The sequence below is a fragment of the Nocardia sp. NPDC088792 genome (assembly GCF_044750615.1).
Lineage (GTDB): Bacteria > Actinomycetota > Actinomycetes > Mycobacteriales > Mycobacteriaceae > Nocardia.
Genome location: NZ_JBIVKC010000007.1, coordinates 130,034 through 152,248, shown reverse-complemented (window position 1 = coordinate 152,248; position 22,215 = coordinate 130,034). Strand labels below are relative to the sequence as shown.

Here is a 22,215-nt window from a genome sequence, read left to right as displayed (position 1 = left end):
CCGGGCGTGTTCGGCCACGCAACGGCGTGTCGTCGGATTAATGTTCCGTTACCGACCCGCACGGAAGGTTTCACTCGCTTACATTTCAAACGGCGAGGGACCCCCGGACGTCGCGCAACCGAACTGTGGAGGACTGCTGTGTCTGTTCGAATCGATTTCCGTGGGCGTGGCCTGCGGGCTGCCGTCGTACTCGCGGCCGGCGCACTCGCGCTGACCGCGTGTACCAACAACTCGGAGTCGACGACTCCGGCGGCGCCCACCGTCGACGTCACCAAGGTCGACTCCATCGCCGCGAACGTGCCCGCCGACATCAAGTCCTCCGGCAAGCTCATCGTCGGTGTGAACGTGCCCTACCAGCCGAACGAGTACCGGGATCCCAGCTCCGGCAAGATCGTCGGCTTCGACGTGGACCTGATGAACGCCGTCGGCAAGGTGCTCGGCCTGAACACCGACTACCAGGAAGCCGACTTCGAGAAGATCATCCCGGCCATCGAGGCCGGCACCTACAACCTCGGCATGTCGTCGTTCACCGACAACAAGGACCGGGAGAAGACCGCCGACTTCGTCGACTACTTCTCCGCGGGCAGCCAGTGGGCCCAGCAGAAGGGCAAGCCGGTCGACCCGAACAATGCCTGCGGCAAGCGGGTCGCCGTGCAGCGCACCACCGTTCAGGACACCGATGAGATCCCGGCCAAGTCCAAGGCGTGCACCGACGCGGGCAAGCCGGCCATCCAGAAGGTCGCCTACGACGAGCAGTCCGCCGCCGCCAATGCCCTGGTGCAGGGTCAGGTCGACGCCATGTCCGCCGACTCCCCGGTGACCGCGTACGCCATCAAGCAGGCCAGCGACAAGATCGAATCCGCCGGGCCCATCTTCGATTCCGCGCCCTACGGCTGGCCGATCAAGAAGGGCTCCGCGCTGGGCACCGTGCTGCAGCAGGCCGTGCAGTACCTGATGGATCACGGCCAGTACAAGCAGATCGCCACCAACTGGGGTGTCCAAGAGGGCGCGATCACCAAGTCCGTCATCAACGGAGCGCAGAGCTAACCGCATATGTCGTCCGACGAGAGCAAGACCGCAGCACCCGCTGCGAAGAACACGAATCCCGCTGCGCCCGAGGCGATCAAGGCGATCCCGCTGCGACGCCCGGGCCGGTGGCTCGCCGCCGCAGTGATCCTGGTGGCCGTGGGACTGTTCGTGTACGGCGCCGCCACCAATGACGCCTACCACTGGGACACCTACTGGGCCTACCTGCGCGATGCGCGAATCGCCAACGGCGCGTTGGTGACCCTGGAACTCACCGTGCTGGCCATGGCCATCGGCGTGGCGCTGGGCGTGCTGCTGGCCGTCATGCGGCTGTCACCCAACCCGGTGCTGCGCTCGGTCGCCTGGGCGTACCTGTGGGTCTTCCGTGGCACCCCCGTCTACGTGCAGTTGGTGTTCTGGGGCCTGTTCCCCTCGCTGTACAAGGTCATCACCATCGGAGTGCCGTTCGGCGGGCCGTCGTTCGCGCATTTCGACGTGCTGCACTGGCAGGCGCCGTTCTTCTTCGCCATGATCGGCCTGGGCCTCAACGAGGCCGCCTACATGGCCGAAATCGTGCGCGCCGGAATCAATTCCGTCGGTGAGGGGCAACGCGAGGCATCGGTGGCGCTGGGCATGTCGTGGTCACAGACCATGACCCGCACGGTGCTCCCGCAGGCCATGCGGGTGATCATCCCGCCCACCGGCAACGAGCTGATCTCCATGCTGAAGACCACCTCGCTGGTCACGGCCATCCCGCTCACCACCGACCTGTACGGCCGGGCCCGTGACATCTACAGCGTGAACTTCCAGCCGATCCCGCTGCTGCTGGTCGCCGCCACCTGGTACCTGCTGGTCACCAGCGTGCTCATGGTGGGGCAGTTCTACCTGGAGCGGTACTACTCGCGCGGCTCCTCGCGGCAGCTGACCGGAAAACAGTTGCGCGCGTTGGCCGATGCCCAAGTGGCAGGCGGGACGGGATAGGTGAGCACCGAAATGTCGAAGGACACAGAACCAGTGCAGGATGCCCCGCCCGCGACGGGCACCCCGATGGTGCGCGCCGAACGGGTATGCAAGGACTTCGGTGCGCTGCAGGTGCTCAAGGGCATCTCGCTGGAGGTGAAGCGCGGTGAGGTGCTCTGCCTCATCGGGCCGTCCGGCTCCGGCAAGTCCACCTTCCTGCGCTGCATCAACCACCTCGAACAGGTCAATGCCGGGCGGCTCTACGTCGACGGCGACCTGGTCGGGTACCGCGAGAAGAGCGGCAAGCTCTATGAGCTGCACCCGCGCGACGCCGCCAAACAGCGCCGCGATATCGGCATGGTGTTCCAGCACTTCAACCTGTTTCCGCACCGCACGGCGCTGGAGAACATCATCGAAGCGCCGACCCAGGTCAAGAAGATCAAACGGGCCGACGCCATCGTTCGCGCCCGCGAGCTGCTGGCGCGGGTCGGCTTGGCGGACAAGGCCGATGCCTACCCCGCCCAGCTTTCCGGCGGACAGCAGCAGCGCGTCGCCATCGCGCGGGCGCTGGCCATGGATCCCAAGCTCATGCTCTTCGACGAGCCGACCTCGGCGCTCGACCCGGAGCTGGTGGGCGAAGTGCTCGGCGTCATGCGGGAACTCGCCGCCTCGGGCATGACCATGGTGGTGGTGACGCACGAAATGGGCTTCGCCCGTGAGGTCGCCGACCAGCTGGTGTTCATGGACGCCGGCGTGGTCGTCGAAGCCGGCGACCCGCGCGAGGTGCTCGCCAACCCGCAACACGACCGCACCAAGGCGTTCCTGTCGCGGATCCTCTGAGGAGAGCTCCTCGGAACTCTCAGGGGGCTCTCGGGGGCCGGAGCCCCCGAACCCCGCTGTGCCCCGCTCCGATTCACGGAGCGGGGCACAGTCTTGTTCAGGTGCGGCGTATTCAGCTGTCCAGCAGAAACTTCAGCACCGGGTCCGTCTGGCCGGTCACGGCGTGGCCCATGCCCGGGAGCAGATTCACCTGGGCGGCAGGGATATTCGCACGTATGCGGCGTGCGGTATCCGCGGAGTCCAGCATGACGTCCTGATCGCCGACGATCACCAGGACCGGCATGGTCAGGCGTTGCAGCTCGGCGTCGGTGAAGCGGGGAAGTTTCTCCCGGCGCGGGTTGAAGTGCTCGAAGATCAGGACCACGTCGTCGAGGACGGGGGCGAACTCCGGGGCGGTCAAACCCGTTACGGTCCTGGCGGATCGGCGTACATCGTGGCGGCCGAGCAGGCGGGGGAGGATCTCCTTCACCAGCCAGCCGTACTTCTGCTTGCCGATCCCGCCGGGGCACAGCAAGACCAGGCGCGTCACCCGTTCCGGTCGGCGGGTGGCGTAGTCGGTGGCCATCCAGCCGCCGAGGGACATTCCCGCCAGGGCGAAGCCCGACAGGCCGAGGCCGTCCGCTACGTCGTCGAGCCACAGCGATACGGCGTCGGTGCCCAGCACCGGCCGGGAGCGTGCGCTGCCACCCGGCTCGCCGACGATATCCACCGCGTACACGCGGAAATGCGTTGCCCAGGAGGTGATATCGCCGCGCCAGGTGCTCGAGTTGCTGCCGGATCCGTGCAACAGCACCAGTGGTGGGGCATCCGCCGGGCCCGAGGCGAGCACGAAGGTGTCGCCCTCGCGGGTAGGGATGTGCAGCTCTTCGGCGGGAACGGGCCAGGCCCGCAATAGCTCCCGGTAGCGGTCCCGGATCACCGCCGCGCCGGCTTCCGACTTGTAGATCGCGGTCATGACGACAGCACTCCTTCGGTGTATTCGAGCAGGCGGGCGGTATCGGCCGGGCCGCCCACGATGATGACCTTGAGCCGGGCGCGTTCCCGGTCGTAGTAGGTCTGGACCCGCAGCGGTTGCGCGCCGGGCCCGTTGGTCTGCGCCGCGCCGGTGAGCAGGATGATCACCCGGTCGGCGGTGGCGGGATCGATGGCGTCGATCTCGAGGATGCTCGATACCTCGGCGTGCCGCGTGCGTCCGACGGTGTCGCGCAGTGGATCCGGCACCGGCAGCCCGGTGAACGCCTCCAGGTCCGCATGCGCGATGCGGTACTGCTTGCCGATGCGGACGGCATGGAGTTTGCCGTCGCGCACGTAGTTGCGGACCGTGCGGACGTGCAGGCCCAGTCGCTCCGCGACCTCCTCCACCGAGTACAAGCGTTCGTTCACGCTATATACCTTAAACATCCCTATGAAAGGGTGCAATAGGGTATTTTAGAGAATGTTAGGGAGTGGGTTTCTTCCACTGCGTAGTGAGCGCAATGCGCAACTGGCCCAGCAGCACCTTCGATGCCGGCGCCGTGGGCCGATCGGCGCGCCAGGTCAGGGCCAGCTGACCGCGCAGTTCCGGCGTGATCTCCACCTGGCGCACGCCGAAGGCGGCGGCATCCCCGGGCCGCAATGTCGGGACCACCGCCACGCCCAGTCCCCGCGCGGCCAGCCGCAGCAGCAGCGGTGGCGCGGCGGCCTCGAACGCGATATCGGGCACGACATCGGCTGCGGCACAGGCACGTTCGAGCTGACCGCGCAGACCGGTGCCCGGTGGCAGGCAGATCAGCGGATGCTTGCACAGCTCGGCCAGGCCGAGCTCCGGCCCGAAATCCGTATCGCCCGCGGCGACGGCCGCCACGATGCCCGTCTCGAGAACGACGTCCACACCGATGCTCGGGTCCAGCTCCGCCCCGGTGAGACCGACCATGGCGATATCGAGCTCGCCGTGCGCGACCGCGGCCAGCATGCGATCGGACGTGTCCTCGGTGAGACTGATGGCCACCTGCGGATGATCCTGGTGGAAGTCGGCGAGCACGGACGCCACATCCAGCTCGTCGATGGCCGCACCCGACACCAGCCCGACCCGCACCTGCCCGCGCAGCAGACCCGTGAACTCGTCCACGGTGTGCGTGATCTGCCCGGCCGCCGCCAGCGCGGCCCGCGCCAGCGGCAGTACCGCGGCCCCGACCGGGGTCAGCGTGACCGAACGACTGGATCGGTCCAGAAGTGGTTGTCCCAGTTCGCGTTCCAGCTGCCGGATCTGCGCGCTCAACCCCGGCTGGGCCAGGTGTAGCTTGGCGGCGGCGCGGGTGAAATTGGCTTCCTCCGCCACGGTGACGAAGTAGCGCAGCTGACGTAACTCCATAACCGATAATTATAGTTCCGAGAAAAACTATCTGTTGGAGTTCTCGATAGAACCCGGGCAGAGTCGGTGCCATGACGAACACAGCGGATGCCGGCACCGAACTCCCGGCCACCACCGGTCCCGTCCTCACCCCGGCCGACGACGGCTACCAGGCCGAAACCAGCGGATTCCAAGCCGGTTACACCCACCGCCCCGCCGTCGTGGTCGGCGCCCTGCACGCCGAGGACGTCCGCGCCGCCGTGGAATACGCGGCCCGCCAGGGTCTTCCGGTCGCCGTGCAGGCCACCGGGCACGGCCTGTCCGTCGCCACCGACGGCGGCGTGCTCATCAATACCCGCCGCATGACCGACATCCGCATCGATGCCGCCGCCCGCACCGCCCGGGTCGGCGCCGGCGTCCAGGCCGGGGCGCTCATCGCCGCCGCGGCCGCGCACGGGCTGGCCCCGCTCAACGGCTCCTCGCCTTCGGTCGGCGTGGTCGGCTACACCCTCGGCGGCGGCCTCGGCATCCTGGCCCGAGAATTCGGTTATGCCGCGGACCATGTGCGCGCCATCGAACTGGTCACCGCCGACGGCCGCTTGCGCCGCGTGCTGCCGGGCGACGAACTGTTCTCGGCCGTCCTGGGCACCGGCGGCAACTTCGGGGTGGTCACCGCACTGGAATTGGCGCTCGTGCCGGTCACCACCGTGTACGGCGGCCGGCTCACCTTCCCGGCCCGCCTCGTCGAACCGGCGGTCGAGGCCTGGCGGCTGTGGACCGCGGACCTGCCCGAACAGCTGAGTTCCGCGATCAGCATGCTCACGCTGCCCGATATCCCGCAGCTGCCACCGCACCTGCGCGGCCAGTACACGGCCACCATCAATATCGCCTACACCGGAACGGAATCCGAGGGGGAGCGCCTCGTCGCGCCGTTGCGCGCCATCGGCGAACGCCTCAACGACGATCTGCGCGGCATGCCCTACCTCGAGAGTCACGGCATCTACCGCGATCCCGAGCAGCCGCACCCGTACACCGCCACCAACGCACTGCTGTCCGAGCTGCCCGCCGACGCGGCCGACGCCTTCCTCGACGCCACCGGACCGCGTTCGGCGGGCGGACCGGTGGTGGCCGGGTTCCGTCACCTGGGTGGGGCGCTGGGCCGTCCGGGCCCCGCCGGTATCGCCGTGGACGGCCGGGAGGCGGCGTATGTGGCGCGTGCCATCACCATGCCGCAGGTGCCCGCCGATGAGGTCCGCGACCGGCTCGACGGGATCCGGAAGCCGCTGGCGCCGTGGACGATCGGCGCCAACCTGAACTTCCTCTACGGCGGCGGCGATTTCGCCGATGAGGCGCAGACCCGGGAGATCTTCGGCCCGGCCACCTACGACCGGCTGGCCGCGCTGAAGTCGAAGTACGACCCGGCCAACATGTTCCGCTTCAACCGCAATATCCGTCCCCGCTGAAACACGCACCCGGCGGCCGGGAACTACTGCGGCACAGGTAGTTCCAGGAACCATCGCGCGGCCGCCGCGGTGCCCGCGATCCCGGACTGGTCGTGGTTCAGGGCCCCGAGGTCGATGCGCTGCGCATCGGCCCCGTGGGCGTGGAAGTCCGCCTGGCAGTGGTCACTGTTCGCGGTGGCCACATCGCCGTCCTGATTGCCCGTGTAGAGCCGGATCGCCGCCTGCGGTGTCCAGTCGGCACAGGTGCCGTCCGCGATCCGCAGCGCGTCGGCCAGCCGTCCGGACGGGTGGTTCAGCATGTCCGTGGCGTGCGGGGTCAGCAGCAGATCGAGGCTTGCCGGCAGGCCCGCGACAATGTCCTGTTCGCTGTGATTGCCGTCGAACAACTGCTCCACCGTGCCGTCGTACGGCGCCCGGAACACCTCGCTCGGCGAATTGTAGAGCTGGTGCAGGCGATTCCAGGCCACCAGGAAGTACGCCGAATAGAAGACGCTGGAGCCCGGATTCAATTGGCCCGACATGGCGGGGAATTCGGCGTTCTGCACATCGAAGGGGCCGCTGACCGCGGCCACCGCGCGCGCCCGGAACGCGTCGGCCGCGCCGTCCTGCATGGCCCGCGCCACGCCGAGCGAGGCCGGACCGCCCTCCGAGAAGCCCATGATGTCCACCCCGTCCCGCAGTTGTCGGCCGGTGCCGCTCACGAAGGAGCGGGCGGCGCGCAACATGTCCACCGACGCCGTGGTCTCCGACGGCACATCCATGTACGGATGCGTGCCCGGTCCGAGCCCCAGGCCGAGGTAATCCGGTGCGACTCCGGCGAACCCGGCGCCGGCGAAGGTGAGCGTCGCGGCCAGATCCCCGCCTTGATCGGAGACCGAGGGCGCATCGGATTTGGTGGCCATGGTGCCGTGCTCGTACATGACCGCGGTGAGTTCGTGATCGCTCCCGGCGGGGACGGCGAGCAGTCCGGTGGCGGTGGTGGCCTTGCCGGCCGGATCGACGGTGGCGTACACCAGCCGGTAGGTGTCCACCGCGAATCGCACTGCGCTCGTGTCGAATCCGGCATCGGTCATTCGCGCCTTCACCTGATCGGGGGTCAGCGTCAGCAGATGGTCGGCGCGGACCACCCGCCCGCGATCGGCCTGGGCGGGATCGGCCGGTTTCGTGGAGCTGTCGCATGCCCCGGTGAGGGCCGCACCGCTCAACAGCAGTCCACCCGCCGCGAGTGCGGCGATGGTCCGCCGGAGCCCGGACCGCCGGGCATCGCGTGGCATCTGTGTCATACCGAAAGCTCACCGCCGCAGGGCGGATCGGGGCAATGCGACGCGGGTATGACAACTCCCGGCTGCCTCACCCCCGGGTATGGGGCCTTGCCGCGGTCCTATCATCGCGCTATCGTCGTGATATCACTTCGATACTAGGAGAATGTCATGGAGTTGCGTCGGGCCTTCCGGGTGAACGGGTTCGTCATGCTCGTGGTGGTGATCCTGCTCGGCATTGCGATCTACCTGCTCATCGATCACCTGAAGAACGGCGGCAACGGGTCGACCGCCCTGGGCGTCACCCTGGCCGTGGCCATCCTGGCCGAGGTCGTCGTACTGAGCGGCTTCGCGGTCGTGAACCCCAACCAGGCCAAGGTGATCCAGTTCTTCGGCCGCTACATCGGCTCGGTCTCCGATGCGGGCTTCTTCTGGGTGGTCCCGCTCAGCACCCGCCGCAGCCTGTCGCTGCGGGTCCGGAACTTCGAGACCCAGAAGCTGAAGGTCAACGATTCCGACGGCAACCCCATCGAGATCGCCGCCGTCGTCGTGTACCGGGTGGTCGACAGCTACAAGGCCGTCTTCGCCGTCGACAGCTACATGAACTTCGTGCAGACCCAGTCCGAGACCGCCGTCCGGCACCTGGCCACCACCCACCCCTACCAGACCGATGAGGGCGGCGCCCCCAGCCTCCGCGACGGCGCCGAGGTGGCCGGCGAACTCACCACCGAACTCCGCGCCCGCACCGGCCAGGCCGGCATCGAAATCCAGGAAGCCCGCATCACCCACCTGGCCTACGCCCCCGAGATCGCCCAGGCCATGCTGGTCCGCCAGCAGGCCGCCCAGGTAGTCGCCGCCCGCACCCGCATCGTCGAAGGCGCGGTAGGTATGGTCGGACTCGCCCTCGACCGCCTGGCCGAACAGGGCCTGGTCGAACTCGATGAGGAGCGCAAAGCCGCGATGGTCTCCAACCTGCTGGTAGTCCTCTGCGGCGACCGCTCCACCCAGCCGGTCATCAACACCGGATCCCTCTACGCCTGATGGCCGCGGCGAAACGCGAGCCGAAACGCGTACTGCTGCGACTGGACCCGGCCGTCCACGACGCCATCGCCCGCTGGGCGGCCGACGACCTCCGCAGCATCAACGCTCAGATCGAATATGCGCTCCGGCTCGCACTCAAACAGGTTGGCAGAGAACCCAAATCCGACTAGACGGGCTTTTCGGTGACGAAAATGGCTGTACCGGGAAAGATTTCACCGCGCAGTGGACTCCACTGCCCCCACTCCCGGTCCAGCCATTCCGGCCAGTCCGGCTCGATGATGTCGACGAGTACGAGTCCCGCCGCCACGATCTCCCGGACCCGATCGCCGATGGTGCGGTGATGTTCCACGTAAGTCGGTTCGCCGTCCGAGTCCAACTCCACATAGGGCGTGCGGTCGAAGTAGGGGATGGTGGCGCGCAGGCCCTCGGGGCCGGGGTCGTCGGGGAAGATCCAGCGCATCGGGTGGTTGACCGAGAAGACCCAGCGGCCGCCGGGCTTCAGGACGCGGTGCACCTCCCGCATCACCTGTCCGGAATCCGCTACGAAGGGGACCGCGCCGAAGGCCGAGCAAGCAAGATCGAACGATGCCGCGGCGAACGGCAACTCTTCAGCACCCGCTTGGATAAGAGGAACGCGCGGGCCGCCGCCGGCCATGGCCTCGAGGCCGCGATCCAGCATCGAGCGGGAGATGTCGAGTCCGACCGGATGCGCGCCGTGCGTGGCCAGCCAGCGGGAACAGGGCGCCGACCCGCAGCCGATCTCCAGGATCCGCTTACCGGCGATATCGCCGAGCAGGTGCCAGTCGCCCTCGTGCAAGCCCTCCGGGCACCAGACGAATTCGCCGGCGGGGGAGTCGACACCCAGGAAATCTGCGTGCGTTTCGTGGTAGGCGGCCGCGTCGGCATCCCACCAGCGACGGCTCGCGCGCTGGCTCACCCCGGAGTCGACCTTGGTCCGCGCCACGCCAACGGTCCCTAGCAGGGCGTTGGCCTCGGCATGGCGAGTATCGTCGGGGGTGGCAAGGTGATCTTCGGCCATGGCGTCACCCTATCGACCCGTAGCCGGGTACCTGTGTTTGCTTGGTACAACGGACGTCGCGTACGCTGTTTTCCGCGAGTGTCTTCTGTACCCGGTTTCTCGAGACCGAGTAGAGCAGACAACCGTGCTGTGAGTCCGCATGCTTAGGGCAGCGTTGTGCAGCGTCGCAGCGGTGTGCTGTGCATGGCCAACGTTAGTTCCACCGCTGTGTGTTCGCAGCAATACCGAAAGTCCACATGTCCACTACCGACCACAATCCGTCCGGAGCCTCCCAACACATGCCCACCACCGTCACCTCGCCGCAGGTAGCCGTCAACGATATCGGCACTGCCGAGGACTTCCTCGCCGCTATCGACAAGACCATCAAGTACTTCAACGACGGCGATATCGTTGAGGGAACCATCGTCAAGGTCGATCGTGACGAGGTCCTTCTCGACATCGGTTACAAGACCGAAGGCGTCATCCCGTCTCGCGAACTGTCCATCAAGCACGATGTCGACCCGAATGAGGTCGTTTCCGTGGGTGATGAGGTCGAGGCCCTCGTTCTCACCAAGGAGGACAAGGAAGGCCGCCTGATCCTGTCGAAGAAGCGTGCTCAGTACGAGCGGGCTTGGGGCACGATCGAGGAGCTCAAGGAGCGTGACGAGGCCGTCAAGGGCACCGTCATCGAGGTCGTCAAGGGCGGCCTGATCCTGGATATCGGCCTGCGTGGCTTCCTGCCCGCGTCGCTCGTCGAGATGCGCCGCGTCCGCGACCTCCAGCCGTACGTCGGCAAGGAGATCGAGGCCAAGATCATCGAGCTGGACAAGAACCGCAACAACGTGGTCCTGTCCCGCCGTGCCTGGCTCGAGCAGACCCAGTCCGAGGTCCGCTCCGAGTTCCTGCACCAGCTGCAGAAGGGCCAGGTCCGCAAGGGCGTCGTGTCCTCCATCGTCAACTTCGGTGCCTTCGTGGACCTGGGTGGCGTCGACGGCCTGGTGCACGTCTCCGAGCTGTCCTGGAAGCACATCGATCACCCGTCCGAGGTCGTCGAGGTCGGCAACGAGGTCACCGTCGAGGTTCTCGACGTCGACCTGGACCGCGAGCGTGTCTCCCTGTCGCTCAAGGCGACTCAGGAAGACCCGTGGCGTCAGTTCGCCCGGACCCACGCGATCGGTCAGATCGTGCCGGGCAAGGTCACCAAGCTGGTTCCGTTCGGTGCGTTCGTGCGCGTCGAAGAGGGCATCGAGGGCCTGGTGCACATCTCCGAGCTGGCCGAGCGCCACGTGGAGGTCCCGGACCAGGTTGTGGCCGTCGGCGACGACGCCATGGTCAAGGTCATCGACATCGACCTCGAGCGTCGCCGGATCTCGCTGTCGCTGAAGCAGGCCAACGAGGACTACTCCGCCGAGTTCGACCCGTCGAAGTACGGCATGGCCGACAGCTACGACGACCAGGGCAACTACATCTTCCCCGAGGGCTTCGATCCCGAGACCAACGAATGGCTCGAGGGCTTCGAGAAGCAGCGCGAAGAGTGGGAGTCCCGGTACGCCGAGGCCGAGCGTCGCCACAAGATGCACACCGCTCAGATGGAGAAGATGGCGGCCGACGCCGCCGCCGAGGCCGCCAACGGCGGACCCTCGAACTACTCCTCGGAGAGCGGCGCGCAGGCGCAGGCTTCGTCCTCCTCCTCGGCGGAGCCGGCCGGTGGCTCGCTCGCGAGCGACGCCCAGCTGGCCGCCCTGCGCGAGAAGCTGTCGGGCAACGCGTAATTCGCAATCCCTGACGGGATAACGACTGGGAAATCCCCCCGGGTCCTGCTGGACCCGGGGGGATTTTCTGTCGGTGCGGGGCTCGTTGGACACCGGCCCTCTTCGCTATTCTCGGAAGGCCATGTCCGAGTCCTCCGCTGAGTCCTCCCCGTCGCTGTGGGAGCGCCGCAAGATCGAGGCGATGAGCCGTATCCAGCGGGTCGCGCTGGAATTGTTCGATCAGCACGGCTACCGCGAGGTGACGGTCGAGAAGGTGGCCGCGGCCGCCGCCGTCTCACCGAGTTCGATCTACCGGTACTTCGGCAACAAGGAGATGCTGGTCCTCTACGACGAGGCCGATCCCGAAGTCCTGGAAGTGATCCGGACCGCCAGCGGTGGCGAAGTCCAGGATTTCCCCGCGCTGCTGGCGATTGCCCGGACGGTCGCCGGACCGGTGCTGGCAGCCGTTGTCACCGACGAGGTCGAACGCCGCACCCGGCTGCGCATGCAGTACGTGCGCGCGATCCCGGAGGTGAAGGTCCGGCACACCCAGCGCATGCAGGAGGTGGAGGATCAGTTCCGGCTGGCCTTCGCCGCGCGCAGCGGCCGCGACGCGAGCGATCTACAACTCCGGGCCGCCGCCGCGATCACCGTCTGGAGCTGGGCGGCCGCCGTGGACCACTGGGTGGACACGGGTTTCGCCGCCCGGCTCGTCGACGTCTACGCCGAGGTCACCGAGTTGATCCTGGCCGCGCTCGAGGCCGTCTTCCCCTGATGTACGGCGCAGCGTCGGCAGCCACCAGTTCCAGCGGCCGAACAGTTGCATGAAGGCCGGCACCAGGATCAGCCGCACGATCACCGCGTCGATGGTGATGGCCACCGCCAGCGCGAACCCGATCTGCTTCAGCTCCAGCACATTCGCCGACAGGAAGCTGGCGAACACCGCCACCATGATGGCCGCCGCCGCGGTGATCGGCCGCGCGGTGTGCTGTAACCCCTCCGCGACCGCGGAAGCATTGTCCGGGTGGCGATTCCAGGCCTCCCGCATGCGGCGGATGAGGAAGACCTCGTAGTCCATGGACAGTCCGAACAGCACCGCGAACACCAGCATCGGCAGGTACACCTGCAGGAATCCGGCGCTGTGGAAACCGAGCAGGCGCTGCCCGATGCCGTGCTGGAAGACCGCCACCGTAATGCCCAGCGCCGCACCGGTGGCCAGCAGATTCAGCAGAATCGCCTTGACCGCCAGCACGATCGAGCGGAACGCGGCGATCAGGAACACCAGCGAGACGGTGAGCACCAGGGTGATGAGCAGCGGGAAGCGGCCGGTGATCGCGCGCGACACATCGATGAAGATCGCGGTGGTGCCGCCGACCGTGAGCTGCGCGGAGCCGAGAGTGGTTGCCCGGGTGCGGATATCGTTCGTCAGTCCGGTGACATCGGTGGAGTCGAAGGCGTCCTTGGGTACGACGGTCAGCAGGTAGCGGCCGTCGGACTGCTGCGGCAGTACGGCGGCGACCCGCGCGTCCCCGGTCAACTCGGTGGACAGCCGCAGCACCTCCGTGCGGCCGTCGGCGGAGAGCGGCGTGTCGTCGGCGCCCGTGGCGACGATCTGGATCGGCGACAGCAGTCCGGGCCCGAAGTTGTCGTTCACCAGCCGGGTAGCCTGCCCGCTGAGCCGATCACCCAGCGAACCCATCCCCATATCGATGCCGTAGCGGATGCCGGTGATCGGAATCGCCGCTACCGCAAGCAGTATCACCCCGGCCGCGCCGAACATGATGGGCCGCCGCATCACCGTGTGCGCCCAGCGCGCCCAGGAACCGGTGACCCCCGAACGGGTTTCGGCCGGGCGCAGCCGCGCGGGCAGCGCACCCCGGTTGATGGCCGGACCGAGCATGGCCAGCAGTGCGGGCAGCAGGGTGAACGCCGCGGTCAGGGTCGCGGCCACGGCGGTGACCACCCCGATGGCAATGCCGTTCAGCATCGGCAGCCCGACCACCGCCAGCGCGGACAGTGCGATCATGACGATGAACCCGGACGCCAGGATGGTGCGTCCGGTGGTGTCGAGCGCGGCGCCGACGGCCTCGTGAATCTCCTTGCGGGCTCGGCGATCCCGCACGCCGCGCCGGGTCAGTTCCTCGTTGAACCGGCTGACGATGAACATGGCGTAGTCGATGGCGGTGCCGGTGCCGATCATGGTCGCCACCGAGAACACCAGCGAATCGAAGGTGAAATACGTGGTGAGCCCGAACAGCAGTCCCACGGCGAGCGCGATCCCCGCGCCGGTGACGCCGACGGGCAGCAGCGCGGCGACGAGGGCGCCGAGCGCGATCACCAGCACCAGTACGGCGATGGGCAGACCGATCGTTTCGGCGCGTTCGAGGTCGGTGTTCTCCATAGCGACGAGGTCGGCTTCGATGGGCGAGTATCCGGTGAGCGCGGCCCGGACCTGTGCGTCGGAGGCGGCGGTGAGCGCCGGTTGCAGCCGATTGACGATATCGGCGCGTTCGGTCACCGAGCCGTTGATCCCGACGATGCCGAACGCGGTGTGCCGGTCCGCCGAGATCTGTTGTGCGGGACTGCCGTCGAACGGTCCGACCATGCCGGCGACGCCGTGCACCGCGCGGGCGGCGTCCAGCACCCGGGTGGTGGCGGCCCGGAACTGTGGCTGGTCCGCGGTATAGGTGGCGGAATGCAGGACGATCAGATCCTGTTCGGTGCCGAGTTGTGAGAAGTGCTGGGAGACAAGCTGTTCGGCGTGGCTCGATTCGGATCCGGGGAGGGTGTAGTCGGGTGCGGCCAGCCGGTGTTGCAATACCGGATAGGCGGCGCCGCAAGCCACCAGGAGCAGCAGCCAGAGCGTGATGGCGAGGGTGCGTCGTCGCGCCATGAGCAGGCCCCAGCGTCCGACGAATCCGAGTCGTGGTGCGGATCCGGGGCGTGCCGATCGATCGGTGACCGTGGGCTGTGCCATGTTGTCTCCCCGCTTCATACCTGAGAGTGACTGTCAGGTATCCCTCGCCAGCATAGGAACGGGCGGGACGCGAGGGCAAGGCGCTGTCCCAAATCCGCTGCCGCGGTTTGTGAGGATGTGATGTGAAAAACCGACTCACCGGTTGTTCGTCCCGGCGGCTGCTGCGATGCTGCAATACGCTGCCTGTCCGACAGGCCGTAAACCGCATGTTTGCCGGTCGGTCATCCGCTACGGGTTGGATGCGACGGTGACCCCGGGCCGACAACGATGTGGCTCACTAATGTTTCGTATGGATGGAAGGGCACTACCGGACCATGGGCGTTTTCGCCGGCATGAACAGACGAGACTTTCTGGCGAAGGCGATGGCCGCGGGCGGTACCGCCGCCCTCGCGTCCCTGGCGAGCCCGATCATCGAACGCGCCTACGCCGCCGATCCGGCCGGCATGGGCGGCCTCGGCGATATCGAGCACATCGTCCTGCTCATGCAGGAGAACCGCTCCTTCGACCACTACTTCGGCACCATGTCCGGCGTGCGCGGGTTCAGCGACCCGTCCGCGGCCTGGAACCAGTACGGCTACCAGCCCGGCGTCGGACCGACCGCGGACGGCTTCATCAACCCCTTCCGCCTCGACACCGAACGCGGCGCCAGCCTCGACGGCGAATGCATCAACGACCCGGACCACAGCTGGCCCGCCATGCACAAGGCGTGGAACGGCGGCAAGAACGACGGCTGGATGCCCATGTCCATCGCCTCGGTCGGCCCCGACAACGGCCCTGCCGCAATGGGTTACTACACGCAGGCCGATATCCCGGTGCACTGGGATCTGGCCAATGCCTTCACCCTGTGCGACTCCTACCACTGCTCGGTGCTCGGCCCGACCGACCCGAACCGCCTCTACTGGATGTCCGCCACCATCGACCCGGATGGTCTGAACGGCGGCCCGCTGCTCGAAACCCCCACTCTCATACCGCAGAACGCGTACAGCTGGCGCACCATGCCGGAGAACCTGTCCGATGCCGGCGTGAGCTGGAAGATCTACAACAACCGCGACGTCGGCCCGATCTCCTCGGTGATCCTGGACGGCATGCTGGGCTGCTTCAAGCAGGCCGCCGACCCGAATTCCGAACTGGCACGGCGCGGTAAGGCCCCGGTCTACCCGAGCGATTTCGCCGCCGATGTGGCCTCCGGGCAACTGCCCGCGGTGTCCTGGGTGATCCCGCCGCTGTTCAACTGCGAGCATCCGGCGCTGCCGCCGGCGCTCGGCGCGGTCGGCATCATGCAGGTGCTGGACATCCTCACCTCGAACCCGGCCGTGTGGGAGAAGACCGCGCTCATCGTCAGCTACGACGAGAACGGCGGCTTCTTCGACCACGTCACCCCGCCGACCGCGCCCGCGGGCACGCCGGGGGAGTACGTGACCGCGCCGCTGGCCGCCAAGTACGAGGGCATCACCGGGCCGATCGGTCTCGGCTACCGGGTGCCGTGCTTCGTCATCTCCCCGTACAGCCGTGGCGGTCTGGTCGCTTCGGAGACCTTCGACCACACCTCGCAGCTGCGTTTGATCGAGAAGCGTTTCGGCGTGGACGTGCCGAACCTGACCTCCTGGCGCCGCAGCGTCACCGGCGACATGTCCTCGACCTTCGACTTCGCGGCGTCCCCGGACGCGACGAAACCCGCTTTCGCACCGGCGGATCGGAAGGTCCAGGCCGCGCTGGCGCAGTGCGGTCCGAACATCGCGCTGGGCACCGCGGACAAGGGCATTCCCTACCCGGTGCCGCCGAACTCGATGCCGGTGCAGGATCCGGGAACTCGCCGTAAGCCGAGCGGTCTGGTCTGAGTCGTACCGGAAGTGATGTCCGCGACCGTTTTCCGTGTGAACGGTCGCGGACATTTGCTGTATCGGCCGGGGCCGTGAATCAGGCTGTCGCCGGAACCCATTGGGGAGTAGCAGCCACCGCGGGAGTGCGTTTTCGCATGGCGGCGAAGCTGTGCCGAGCCGGGCTGAGTAGTGTGCTGAGCCACGAACGGCGGTACTCGGAGAGTGCTGCCGCGACCGCGGGGATCTCGATGCAGTGCACCGTGCCCGGCAGTCCCAGACGGTGGCGACCCGTCTGGATGATTCTGGTGCCCAATGGTGTTCCTTCTCTTGCGTTTACCGGCCCAATATCGCCTGCGGCGAACCTTAGCCGAACAAAAGTGTGATGCACCGTATTTTGCGGACCTTCGACCCCGGCGTGTCGGAATCTTGCCGACAAACGGTCCGGAATCCCAGAAAAAGTTGCGATACGGTCTCGTCGAAGTCACGGAACGAGCAAGGACCGTAATCGCATGTGAAATTGCCACCGTGAGTGGGTAATACGCATTGTTCACGCCGTACGGTCATAGCCCATTGCGATCGGACCATGTCCGCGGCCTCCCGCTGCCGGGCCCCAGCTGCCCGAGCGGCCGCCGCGAGCTGCGGCTCCGCAGCGGCAACGGCCCCCGTCCCGGCATCGGCCGCGGAAACGGCGACCATTGATTTCGGAGCCGTGTTTATCGTCGGCAATCGGTGAAAGTCCGGTCCCGGCAATGTCATCGGGGAATTACGCGCCGAACGCGCTGCCGCATTTCAGGGAAACACATCGGCGGATGCTATCGGATTGCATGAGGCGGCTCGGCTGCGCCGCGCGCGCGTGGTTCTGAGACACTGGTCCAATGTTGCGAATCGGTCTCACCGGAGGCATGGGTGCGGGTAAGTCGACCGTGGCGCGCATCCTCGTCGAACAGGGTGCCGTGCTGGTGGACAGTGATGTGATCGCCCGCGAGGTGGTCGCGCCGGGAACCGAGGGGCTGGCCGCGCTCGCCGAGGCGTTCGGCGACGGGATTCTCGCCGCCGACGGCAGCCTGGATCGACCGGCCCTGGCCGCCAAGGCCTTCGCCAGTGACGAGGCCCGCGCCACGCTCAATGGCATCACCCATCCGCTGGTCGGCAGGCGCACCGCCGAACTCATCGCCGCCGCGCCCGGGGATGCCATTGTGGTGCAAGATATCCCGCTGCTCGTGGAGAACGGCCTCGCGCCCTTCATGAACCTGGTGGTGATCGTGGACGCCGCCGAGGAGACCCGCGTGCACCGCCTGGTGGAGTTCCGCGGCATCGACGAGGCCGATGCCCGCGCCCGCATCGCGGCCCAGGCCACCGATGCCCAGCGCCGGGCCGTCGCCGACGTACTGCTCGACAACAACGGCCACAGCGGCAGCATCGACGCGGCCGTGCACCGCCTCTGGACCGAACGCCTGGTCCCCTTCGAGCGCAACCTCCGCACCGGCGCCCCCGCGAGCCGCCCGGAACTGCCCGTCGTGGAATCGAATCCGGATTGGCCGGCCCAGGCGCGGCGCATCATCTCCCGCCTCGCCGTGGCCTGTGCCGCCGACGCCCGCCGCATCGAACATGTCGGCCCCACCGCCGTCCCCGGCAAGCCCGCCCCCGACCTCCTCGACATCCGCATCACCGTCGCCGACCCGGCCACCGCCGACTCGCTCCGAAACCGCCTGTCCGACATAGGTTTCCCGCCCGCAACCCCGGACGGCACCGACCTCGCCCCCGGCGAACGCCTGCACGCCAACACCGACCCCGGCCGCCCCGCGAACATAATCCTCACCCCGGAGGCGTAACCGCCGCCGCTGTGGGAGTCGGCCGCACCGGCATCGGCCGCGATGCCCGGTGGTTGCCGTCGGCGCTCGCCAATGACAAGGCCGCCCGCACCTGCTGGTGCGGGCGGCCCCTTTTTCCTTGTGGCGCTTGCCTACATCCAGGTCAGCTGAATGCCCTGGGAGGCCAGCCAGGCGTCGAAGTCGTGGCCGTGGGCGGCGATGCCGTCGATGGTGGCGGTGGAGGATTCGATGGCGCGCTGGGCGGCGGCGAGGTCCAGGTAGCCGGCGGCGTGGGCCGCTAGTAGCTCGTCGACGTCGAGGAGTTCGACCTCGCGGCCCTGGCGCACGACCAGGTCCAGGTAGTGGTCGACGGACTTCCACTGCTTGGGCCCGACCTGTGCGAATTCACCGATATCGACGTAGTAGTCCTGGTCGCGCCGGTGCGCGGGCGTGAAGTGGAAGACGGTGGCGCGCAGCGACACCGTCGGCAGCAGCCAGGATTCGATGTAGTGGAACTCCGGATGATCGGAGGTCCGCGCCATGTACAGCCCGAACGGCTCCACCTGGTAGCGCTCGACCTGCCGCACGAAACCCTTGGGATCGATATTGGTGAGCTCGTCGATATTGAAGTACTCGACCTTGGGTCGGTGCAGGTCCACCGCGGGCGCCTGAGTCATGTCATTCAGCATCGCGTGTTCGGCCGCGGTCGTCCAGGGCAGCGGCTGCGGCGTCGCCCACTGTTTGCAGAACACAGCGCAGAGACACGGCGCGGAGACGTTGCGCTACAGCCAGGTGAGGACGACGCCCTTGGCGGCGAGCCAGCGATCCACATCGTGGTCGCAGCCGGCGATGCCGTCCACCACCGCGGCGGCGTGTTCGATGGCCCGGTGCGTCCGGTGGGTATCGAAATGCCCGGCGGCGTGCGAGGTCAGCAGTTCGTCGATGCCGAGCAGTTCGGGCGCCTGGCCGGGACGGGCCACGACATGCAGGTAGTAGCTTTCGGCGCGCCACTTCTTGCCGCCGTTCACCGGCCCGTAGTCACCGATGTCCAGGTAGTAGGTCTGCCCGCGGTCGTGACCGGGCCGTAGGTGATAGACCGTGGCGCGCAGTCCGAGGTCGGGCAGCAGCCAGGATTCGATGTAGTGGTATTTCGGGTTGTCGACGACCCGTTCCACGTACAGTCCGTGCGGTGCGGCGTGCATGCCGTCGACCGAGTGACAGAAACCCCGATGATCGGTCCACGACAGATCGGCGGGGTTGAAGTATTCGAGTCTGGGGCGATGCGGGGACACCGGGGGAGTATTGCCGATCGAGTCCTGCGGCAGTGCCCCATTTGTGGAATTCCGTTGTGGCGTATGCAAACCGGTCATCGCCTCGCCCTTCTCGAACCTCGTGCGACCAGCTTGCCTAGGTTACACCTGGGAGGGCCGAGCGGAACCCCTGTGAGCAGACCGGAATTTCACCGTCATCAAGCCGGAATTCCTGCGAGGATGCTTCGAAGAACGGATAATTCGGACAATTTACGCAGTGGTGATGTGTTCGAAGGAACAAAGGGCGCTCTGACCGGCCGTCTCCGGAGACACGCCCGGCGGGCGGTCCAGGCGGCACCGGTCCGGCCTGCCCGGGCACTCGCCCGGAATCTGTCGGTGGGTCGTTCTAGGCTGGTCACCATGGCGTTTGCAACCGAGATCCCGGACGACCTGCCGCTGGCCCACTCGGAGTTCCGGCCCATCGGCGAGATCGAGCGCATCGAGGGCCGGTTCGAGGTCGTCAGCGAGCATGTACCCGCCGGTGACCAGCCCGCAGCCATCGAGGAGCTGCAGCGGCGCATCAACGGCGGCGAGCGGGACGTGGTGCTACTCGGCGCCACCGGTACCGGTAAGTCGGCCACCACGGCCTGGCTCATCGAGCGGTTGCAGCGGCCGACCCTGGTCATGGCCCCCAACAAGACCCTCGCCGCGCAGCTGGCCAATGAGTTGCGCGAGATGCTGCCGCACAATGCCGTCGAGTACTTCGTCTCGTACTACGACTACTACCAGCCCGAGGCGTACATCGCGCAGACCGACACCTACATCGAGAAGGACAGCTCGGTCAACGACGATGTCGAGCGCTTGCGGCATTCGGCCACGTCGAGCCTGCTGTCCCGGCGCGATGTGGTGGTGGTGGCGTCGGTGTCCTGCATCTACGGCCTGGGCACGCCGCAGTCCTATCTGGATCGGTCGGTGCAGCTGGAGGTGGGCACCGAGATCGATCGGGACCGGTTGCTGCGCCTGCTGGTGGATGTCCAGTACACCCGCAACGACATGTCCTTCACGCGCGGTTCCTTCCGGGTGCGCGGTGACACCGTCGAAATCATTCCCTCCTACGAGGAATTGGCGGTGCGGATCGAATTCTTCGGTGACGAGATCGAGGCGCTCTATTATCTGCATCCGCTCACCGGTGATGTGGTGCGGCAGGTGGATATGGTCCGTATTTTCCCGGCCACCCATTATGTGGCGGGCCCGGATCGGATGGAGCGCGCGGTCGCCGATATCGAAGTGGAACTCGAAGCGCGGCTGGCCGATTTGGAGAAACAGGGCAAATTGCTGGAGGCGCAGCGACTTCGCATGCGCACCCAATACGACCTGGAAATGATCAAGCAGGTCGGATTCTGCTCGGGCATCGAGAACTATTCGCGGCATATCGACGGCCGCCCGGCGGGGTCCTCGCCGGCCACCCTGCTCGATTACTTCCCCGAGGACTTCCTGCTCGTCATCGACGAATCCCATGTGACGGTGCCGCAGATCGGCGGCATGTACGAGGGTGACATGTCGCGTAAGCGGAACCTGGTGGAGTTCGGCTTCCGGCTGCCCTCGGCGGTCGACAATCGGCCGCTCACCTGGGAGGAGTTCGCCGACCGCATCGGGCAGACGGTGTATCTGTCAGCTACGCCCGGCCCGTACGAATTGGGCCGGACCGGTGGCGAATTCGTCGAGCAGGTCATCCGTCCGACCGGGCTGGTGGATCCGCACGTGGTGGTGAAGCCGACCAAGGGACAGATCGACGATCTGGTGCACGAGATCCGGGTGCGCGCCGAGAAGGACGAGCGCGTGCTGGTCACCACCCTCACCAAGAAGATGTCGGAGGATCTCACCGACTATCTGCTGGGTCTGGGTGTGCGGGTGCGGTATCTGCACTCGGAGATCGACACCCTGCGCCGGGTGGAATTGCTGCGGCAGCTGCGGCTCGGCGAATTCGATGTGCTGATCGGTATCAACCTGCTGCGTGAGGGGCTCGACCTGCCGGAGGTGTCGCTGGTCGCGATCCTGGATGCCGATAAGGAAGGCTTCCTGCGTTCCAGCACCAGCCTCATCCAGACCATCGGCCGTGCGGCGCGCAATGTCTCGGGCGAGGTCCACATGTACGCGGACAAGATCACCGATTCCATGCGCCAGGCCATCGACGAGACCGAACGCCGCCGCGCCAAGCAGGTCGCCTACAACGAAGAGCGCGGCATCGACCCGAAACCCTTGCGCAAGAAGATCGCCGACATCCTGGACCAGGTCTACCGCGAAGCGGAAGACGTCGAGGTCGAGGTGGGCGGCTCGGGCCGCAATGCCAGCCGTGGCCGCCGCGCCCAGGGCGAACCCGGTCGTGCGATCAGCGCCGGCGTCTACGAGGGCCGCGACGTGAAGAACATGCCCCGCGCCGAACTCGCCGACCTCATCAAGGACATGACCGCCCAGATGATGAACGCCGCCCGCGAACTCCAATTCGAGCTAGCGGGCCGCCTCCGCGACGAGATCGCCGACCTCAAGAAGGAACTCCGCGGCATGGACGCCGCCGGCCTCTCGTGAATTGCTGGGCTGCAGGTGTTTTCGCTCGGTGTGTGTGGCTGATTCCAGTCACACACACCGAGTCTGGAACGCTCTTCCGGGGCG

The 22,215-nt window shown here is 67.1% G+C and carries 18 protein-coding genes and 2 pseudogenes; 11 read left to right on the top strand and 9 right to left on the bottom strand.

Features of this window, described 5'->3' with window-relative positions:
* The first annotated feature begins 138 nt into the window (after positions 1-138).
* From ACIP5Y_RS40575 to ACIP5Y_RS40565, 3 genes are read left to right on the top strand one after another with little or no spacing between them, the layout of a single operon-like run.
* Positions 139-1,047, top strand: coding sequence for an ABC transporter substrate-binding protein (locus ACIP5Y_RS40575; protein WP_400358318.1), 909 nt, complete (start codon positions 139-141; stop codon positions 1,045-1,047).
* Positions 1,048-1,053: 6 nt separating this feature from the next.
* Positions 1,054-2,007, top strand: coding sequence for an amino acid ABC transporter permease (locus ACIP5Y_RS40570; protein WP_400358316.1), 954 nt, complete (start codon positions 1,054-1,056; stop codon positions 2,005-2,007).
* A gap of 12 nt (positions 2,008-2,019) precedes the next feature.
* A complete protein-coding gene (locus ACIP5Y_RS40565; protein WP_400358314.1) occupies positions 2,020-2,826 on the top strand; it encodes an amino acid ABC transporter ATP-binding protein in 807 nt (268 codons plus the stop codon).
* A 112-nt stretch (positions 2,827-2,938) separates the two neighbouring features.
* Here the strand turns inward: ACIP5Y_RS40565 and ACIP5Y_RS40560 are convergent, their stop codons facing one another.
* From ACIP5Y_RS40560 to ACIP5Y_RS40550, 3 genes are read right to left on the bottom strand one after another with little or no spacing between them, the layout of a single operon-like run.
* A complete protein-coding gene (locus ACIP5Y_RS40560; protein ID WP_400358312.1) occupies positions 2,939-3,781 on the bottom strand; it encodes an alpha/beta fold hydrolase in 843 nt (280 codons plus the stop codon).
* On the bottom strand, positions 3,778-4,209 hold the full coding sequence (locus tag ACIP5Y_RS40555) for a helix-turn-helix domain-containing protein (RefSeq protein ID WP_400358311.1): 432 nt from the start codon (positions 4,207-4,209) through the stop codon (positions 3,778-3,780). Before ACIP5Y_RS40555 ends, ACIP5Y_RS40560 begins: the two co-directional genes overlap by 4 nt.
* Positions 4,210-4,264: 55 nt before the next feature.
* On the bottom strand, positions 4,265-5,176 hold the full coding sequence (locus ACIP5Y_RS40550) for a LysR family transcriptional regulator (protein ID WP_400358309.1): 912 nt from the start codon (positions 5,174-5,176) through the stop codon (positions 4,265-4,267).
* Positions 5,177-5,247: 71 nt separating this feature from the next.
* Here ACIP5Y_RS40550 and ACIP5Y_RS40545 point away from each other — a divergent pair, with 71 nt between their 5' ends.
* The gene (locus ACIP5Y_RS40545) at positions 5,248-6,618 is read left to right on the top strand and encodes an FAD-binding oxidoreductase (protein ID WP_400358307.1); all 1,371 of its coding nucleotides are present in this window, start codon (positions 5,248-5,250) and stop codon (positions 6,616-6,618) included.
* A 23-nt stretch (positions 6,619-6,641) separates the two neighbouring features.
* Here the strand turns inward: ACIP5Y_RS40545 and ACIP5Y_RS40540 are convergent, their stop codons facing one another.
* Positions 6,642-7,901 (bottom strand): hypothetical protein, encoded by a 1,260-nt coding sequence (locus tag ACIP5Y_RS40540; protein ID WP_400358305.1) that lies wholly within the window; start codon positions 7,899-7,901, stop codon positions 6,642-6,644.
* A 147-nt stretch (positions 7,902-8,048) separates the two neighbouring features.
* On the opposite strand from ACIP5Y_RS40540, the gene ACIP5Y_RS40535 reads away from it, so the two are divergent.
* Together ACIP5Y_RS40535 and ACIP5Y_RS40530 are read left to right on the top strand one after the other, a co-directional pair.
* Positions 8,049-8,918, top strand: coding sequence for an SPFH domain-containing protein (locus ACIP5Y_RS40535; protein WP_400358304.1), 870 nt, complete (start codon positions 8,049-8,051; stop codon positions 8,916-8,918).
* Positions 8,918-9,088 (top strand): hypothetical protein, encoded by a 171-nt coding sequence (locus ACIP5Y_RS40530; RefSeq protein WP_400358302.1) that lies wholly within the window; start codon positions 8,918-8,920, stop codon positions 9,086-9,088. Before ACIP5Y_RS40535 ends, ACIP5Y_RS40530 begins: the two co-directional genes overlap by 1 nt.
* On the opposite strand, the gene ACIP5Y_RS40525 is transcribed toward ACIP5Y_RS40530, so the two are convergent.
* Positions 9,085-9,957, bottom strand: a complete 873-nt coding sequence (locus ACIP5Y_RS40525) for a class I SAM-dependent methyltransferase (RefSeq protein ID WP_400358300.1) — start codon at positions 9,955-9,957, stop codon at positions 9,085-9,087. The two genes, ACIP5Y_RS40530 and ACIP5Y_RS40525, sit on opposite strands and share 4 nt — an antisense overlap.
* A 278-nt stretch (positions 9,958-10,235) precedes the next feature.
* On the opposite strand from ACIP5Y_RS40525, the gene rpsA reads away from it, so the two are divergent.
* Both rpsA and ACIP5Y_RS40515 read left to right on the top strand, forming a co-directional pair.
* Positions 10,236-11,708 (top strand): 30S ribosomal protein S1, encoded by a 1,473-nt coding sequence (gene rpsA / locus ACIP5Y_RS40520; protein ID WP_400358974.1) that lies wholly within the window; start codon positions 10,236-10,238, stop codon positions 11,706-11,708.
* A gap of 121 nt (positions 11,709-11,829) precedes the next feature.
* Positions 11,830-12,021: pseudogene (locus tag ACIP5Y_RS40515) on the top strand (TetR/AcrR family transcriptional regulator); the annotation flags it as partial.
* Between the two features lie 288 nt (positions 12,022-12,309).
* Here ACIP5Y_RS40515 and ACIP5Y_RS40510 read toward each other — a convergent pair.
* A complete protein-coding gene (locus ACIP5Y_RS40510; RefSeq protein WP_400358298.1) occupies positions 12,310-14,664 on the bottom strand; it encodes an MMPL family transporter in 2,355 nt (784 codons plus the stop codon).
* A 293-nt stretch (positions 14,665-14,957) separates the two neighbouring features.
* Here ACIP5Y_RS40510 and ACIP5Y_RS40505 point away from each other — a divergent pair, with 293 nt between their 5' ends.
* Positions 14,958-16,502, top strand: a complete 1,545-nt coding sequence (locus tag ACIP5Y_RS40505; RefSeq protein ID WP_400358295.1) for a phospholipase C — start codon at positions 14,958-14,960, stop codon at positions 16,500-16,502.
* 79 nt (positions 16,503-16,581) lie between these two features.
* Here ACIP5Y_RS40505 and ACIP5Y_RS40500 read toward each other — a convergent pair whose 3' ends face one another.
* Entirely contained in the window at positions 16,582-16,797 is a 216-nt protein-coding gene (locus tag ACIP5Y_RS40500; protein WP_397013592.1) for a hypothetical protein, read from the bottom strand.
* A gap of 562 nt (positions 16,798-17,359) precedes the next feature.
* Here ACIP5Y_RS40500 and coaE point away from each other — a divergent pair.
* Positions 17,360-18,295: pseudogene (gene coaE, locus ACIP5Y_RS40495) on the top strand (dephospho-CoA kinase); the annotation flags it as partial.
* A gap of 152 nt (positions 18,296-18,447) precedes the next feature.
* Here coaE and ACIP5Y_RS40490 read toward each other — a convergent pair.
* Both ACIP5Y_RS40490 and ACIP5Y_RS40485 read right to left on the bottom strand, forming a co-directional pair.
* On the bottom strand, positions 18,448-18,972 hold the full coding sequence (locus ACIP5Y_RS40490; RefSeq protein WP_400358294.1) for a DUF402 domain-containing protein: 525 nt from the start codon (positions 18,970-18,972) through the stop codon (positions 18,448-18,450).
* A 105-nt stretch (positions 18,973-19,077) separates the two neighbouring features.
* On the bottom strand, positions 19,078-19,587 hold the full coding sequence (locus tag ACIP5Y_RS40485) for a DUF402 domain-containing protein (RefSeq protein WP_400358292.1): 510 nt from the start codon (positions 19,585-19,587) through the stop codon (positions 19,078-19,080).
* Between the two features lie 378 nt (positions 19,588-19,965).
* Here ACIP5Y_RS40485 and uvrB point away from each other — a divergent pair, with 378 nt between their 5' ends.
* Entirely contained in the window at positions 19,966-22,131 is a 2,166-nt protein-coding gene (gene uvrB / locus ACIP5Y_RS40480) for an excinuclease ABC subunit UvrB (RefSeq protein ID WP_400358290.1), read from the top strand.
* Positions 22,132-22,215: the final 84 nt, after the last annotated feature.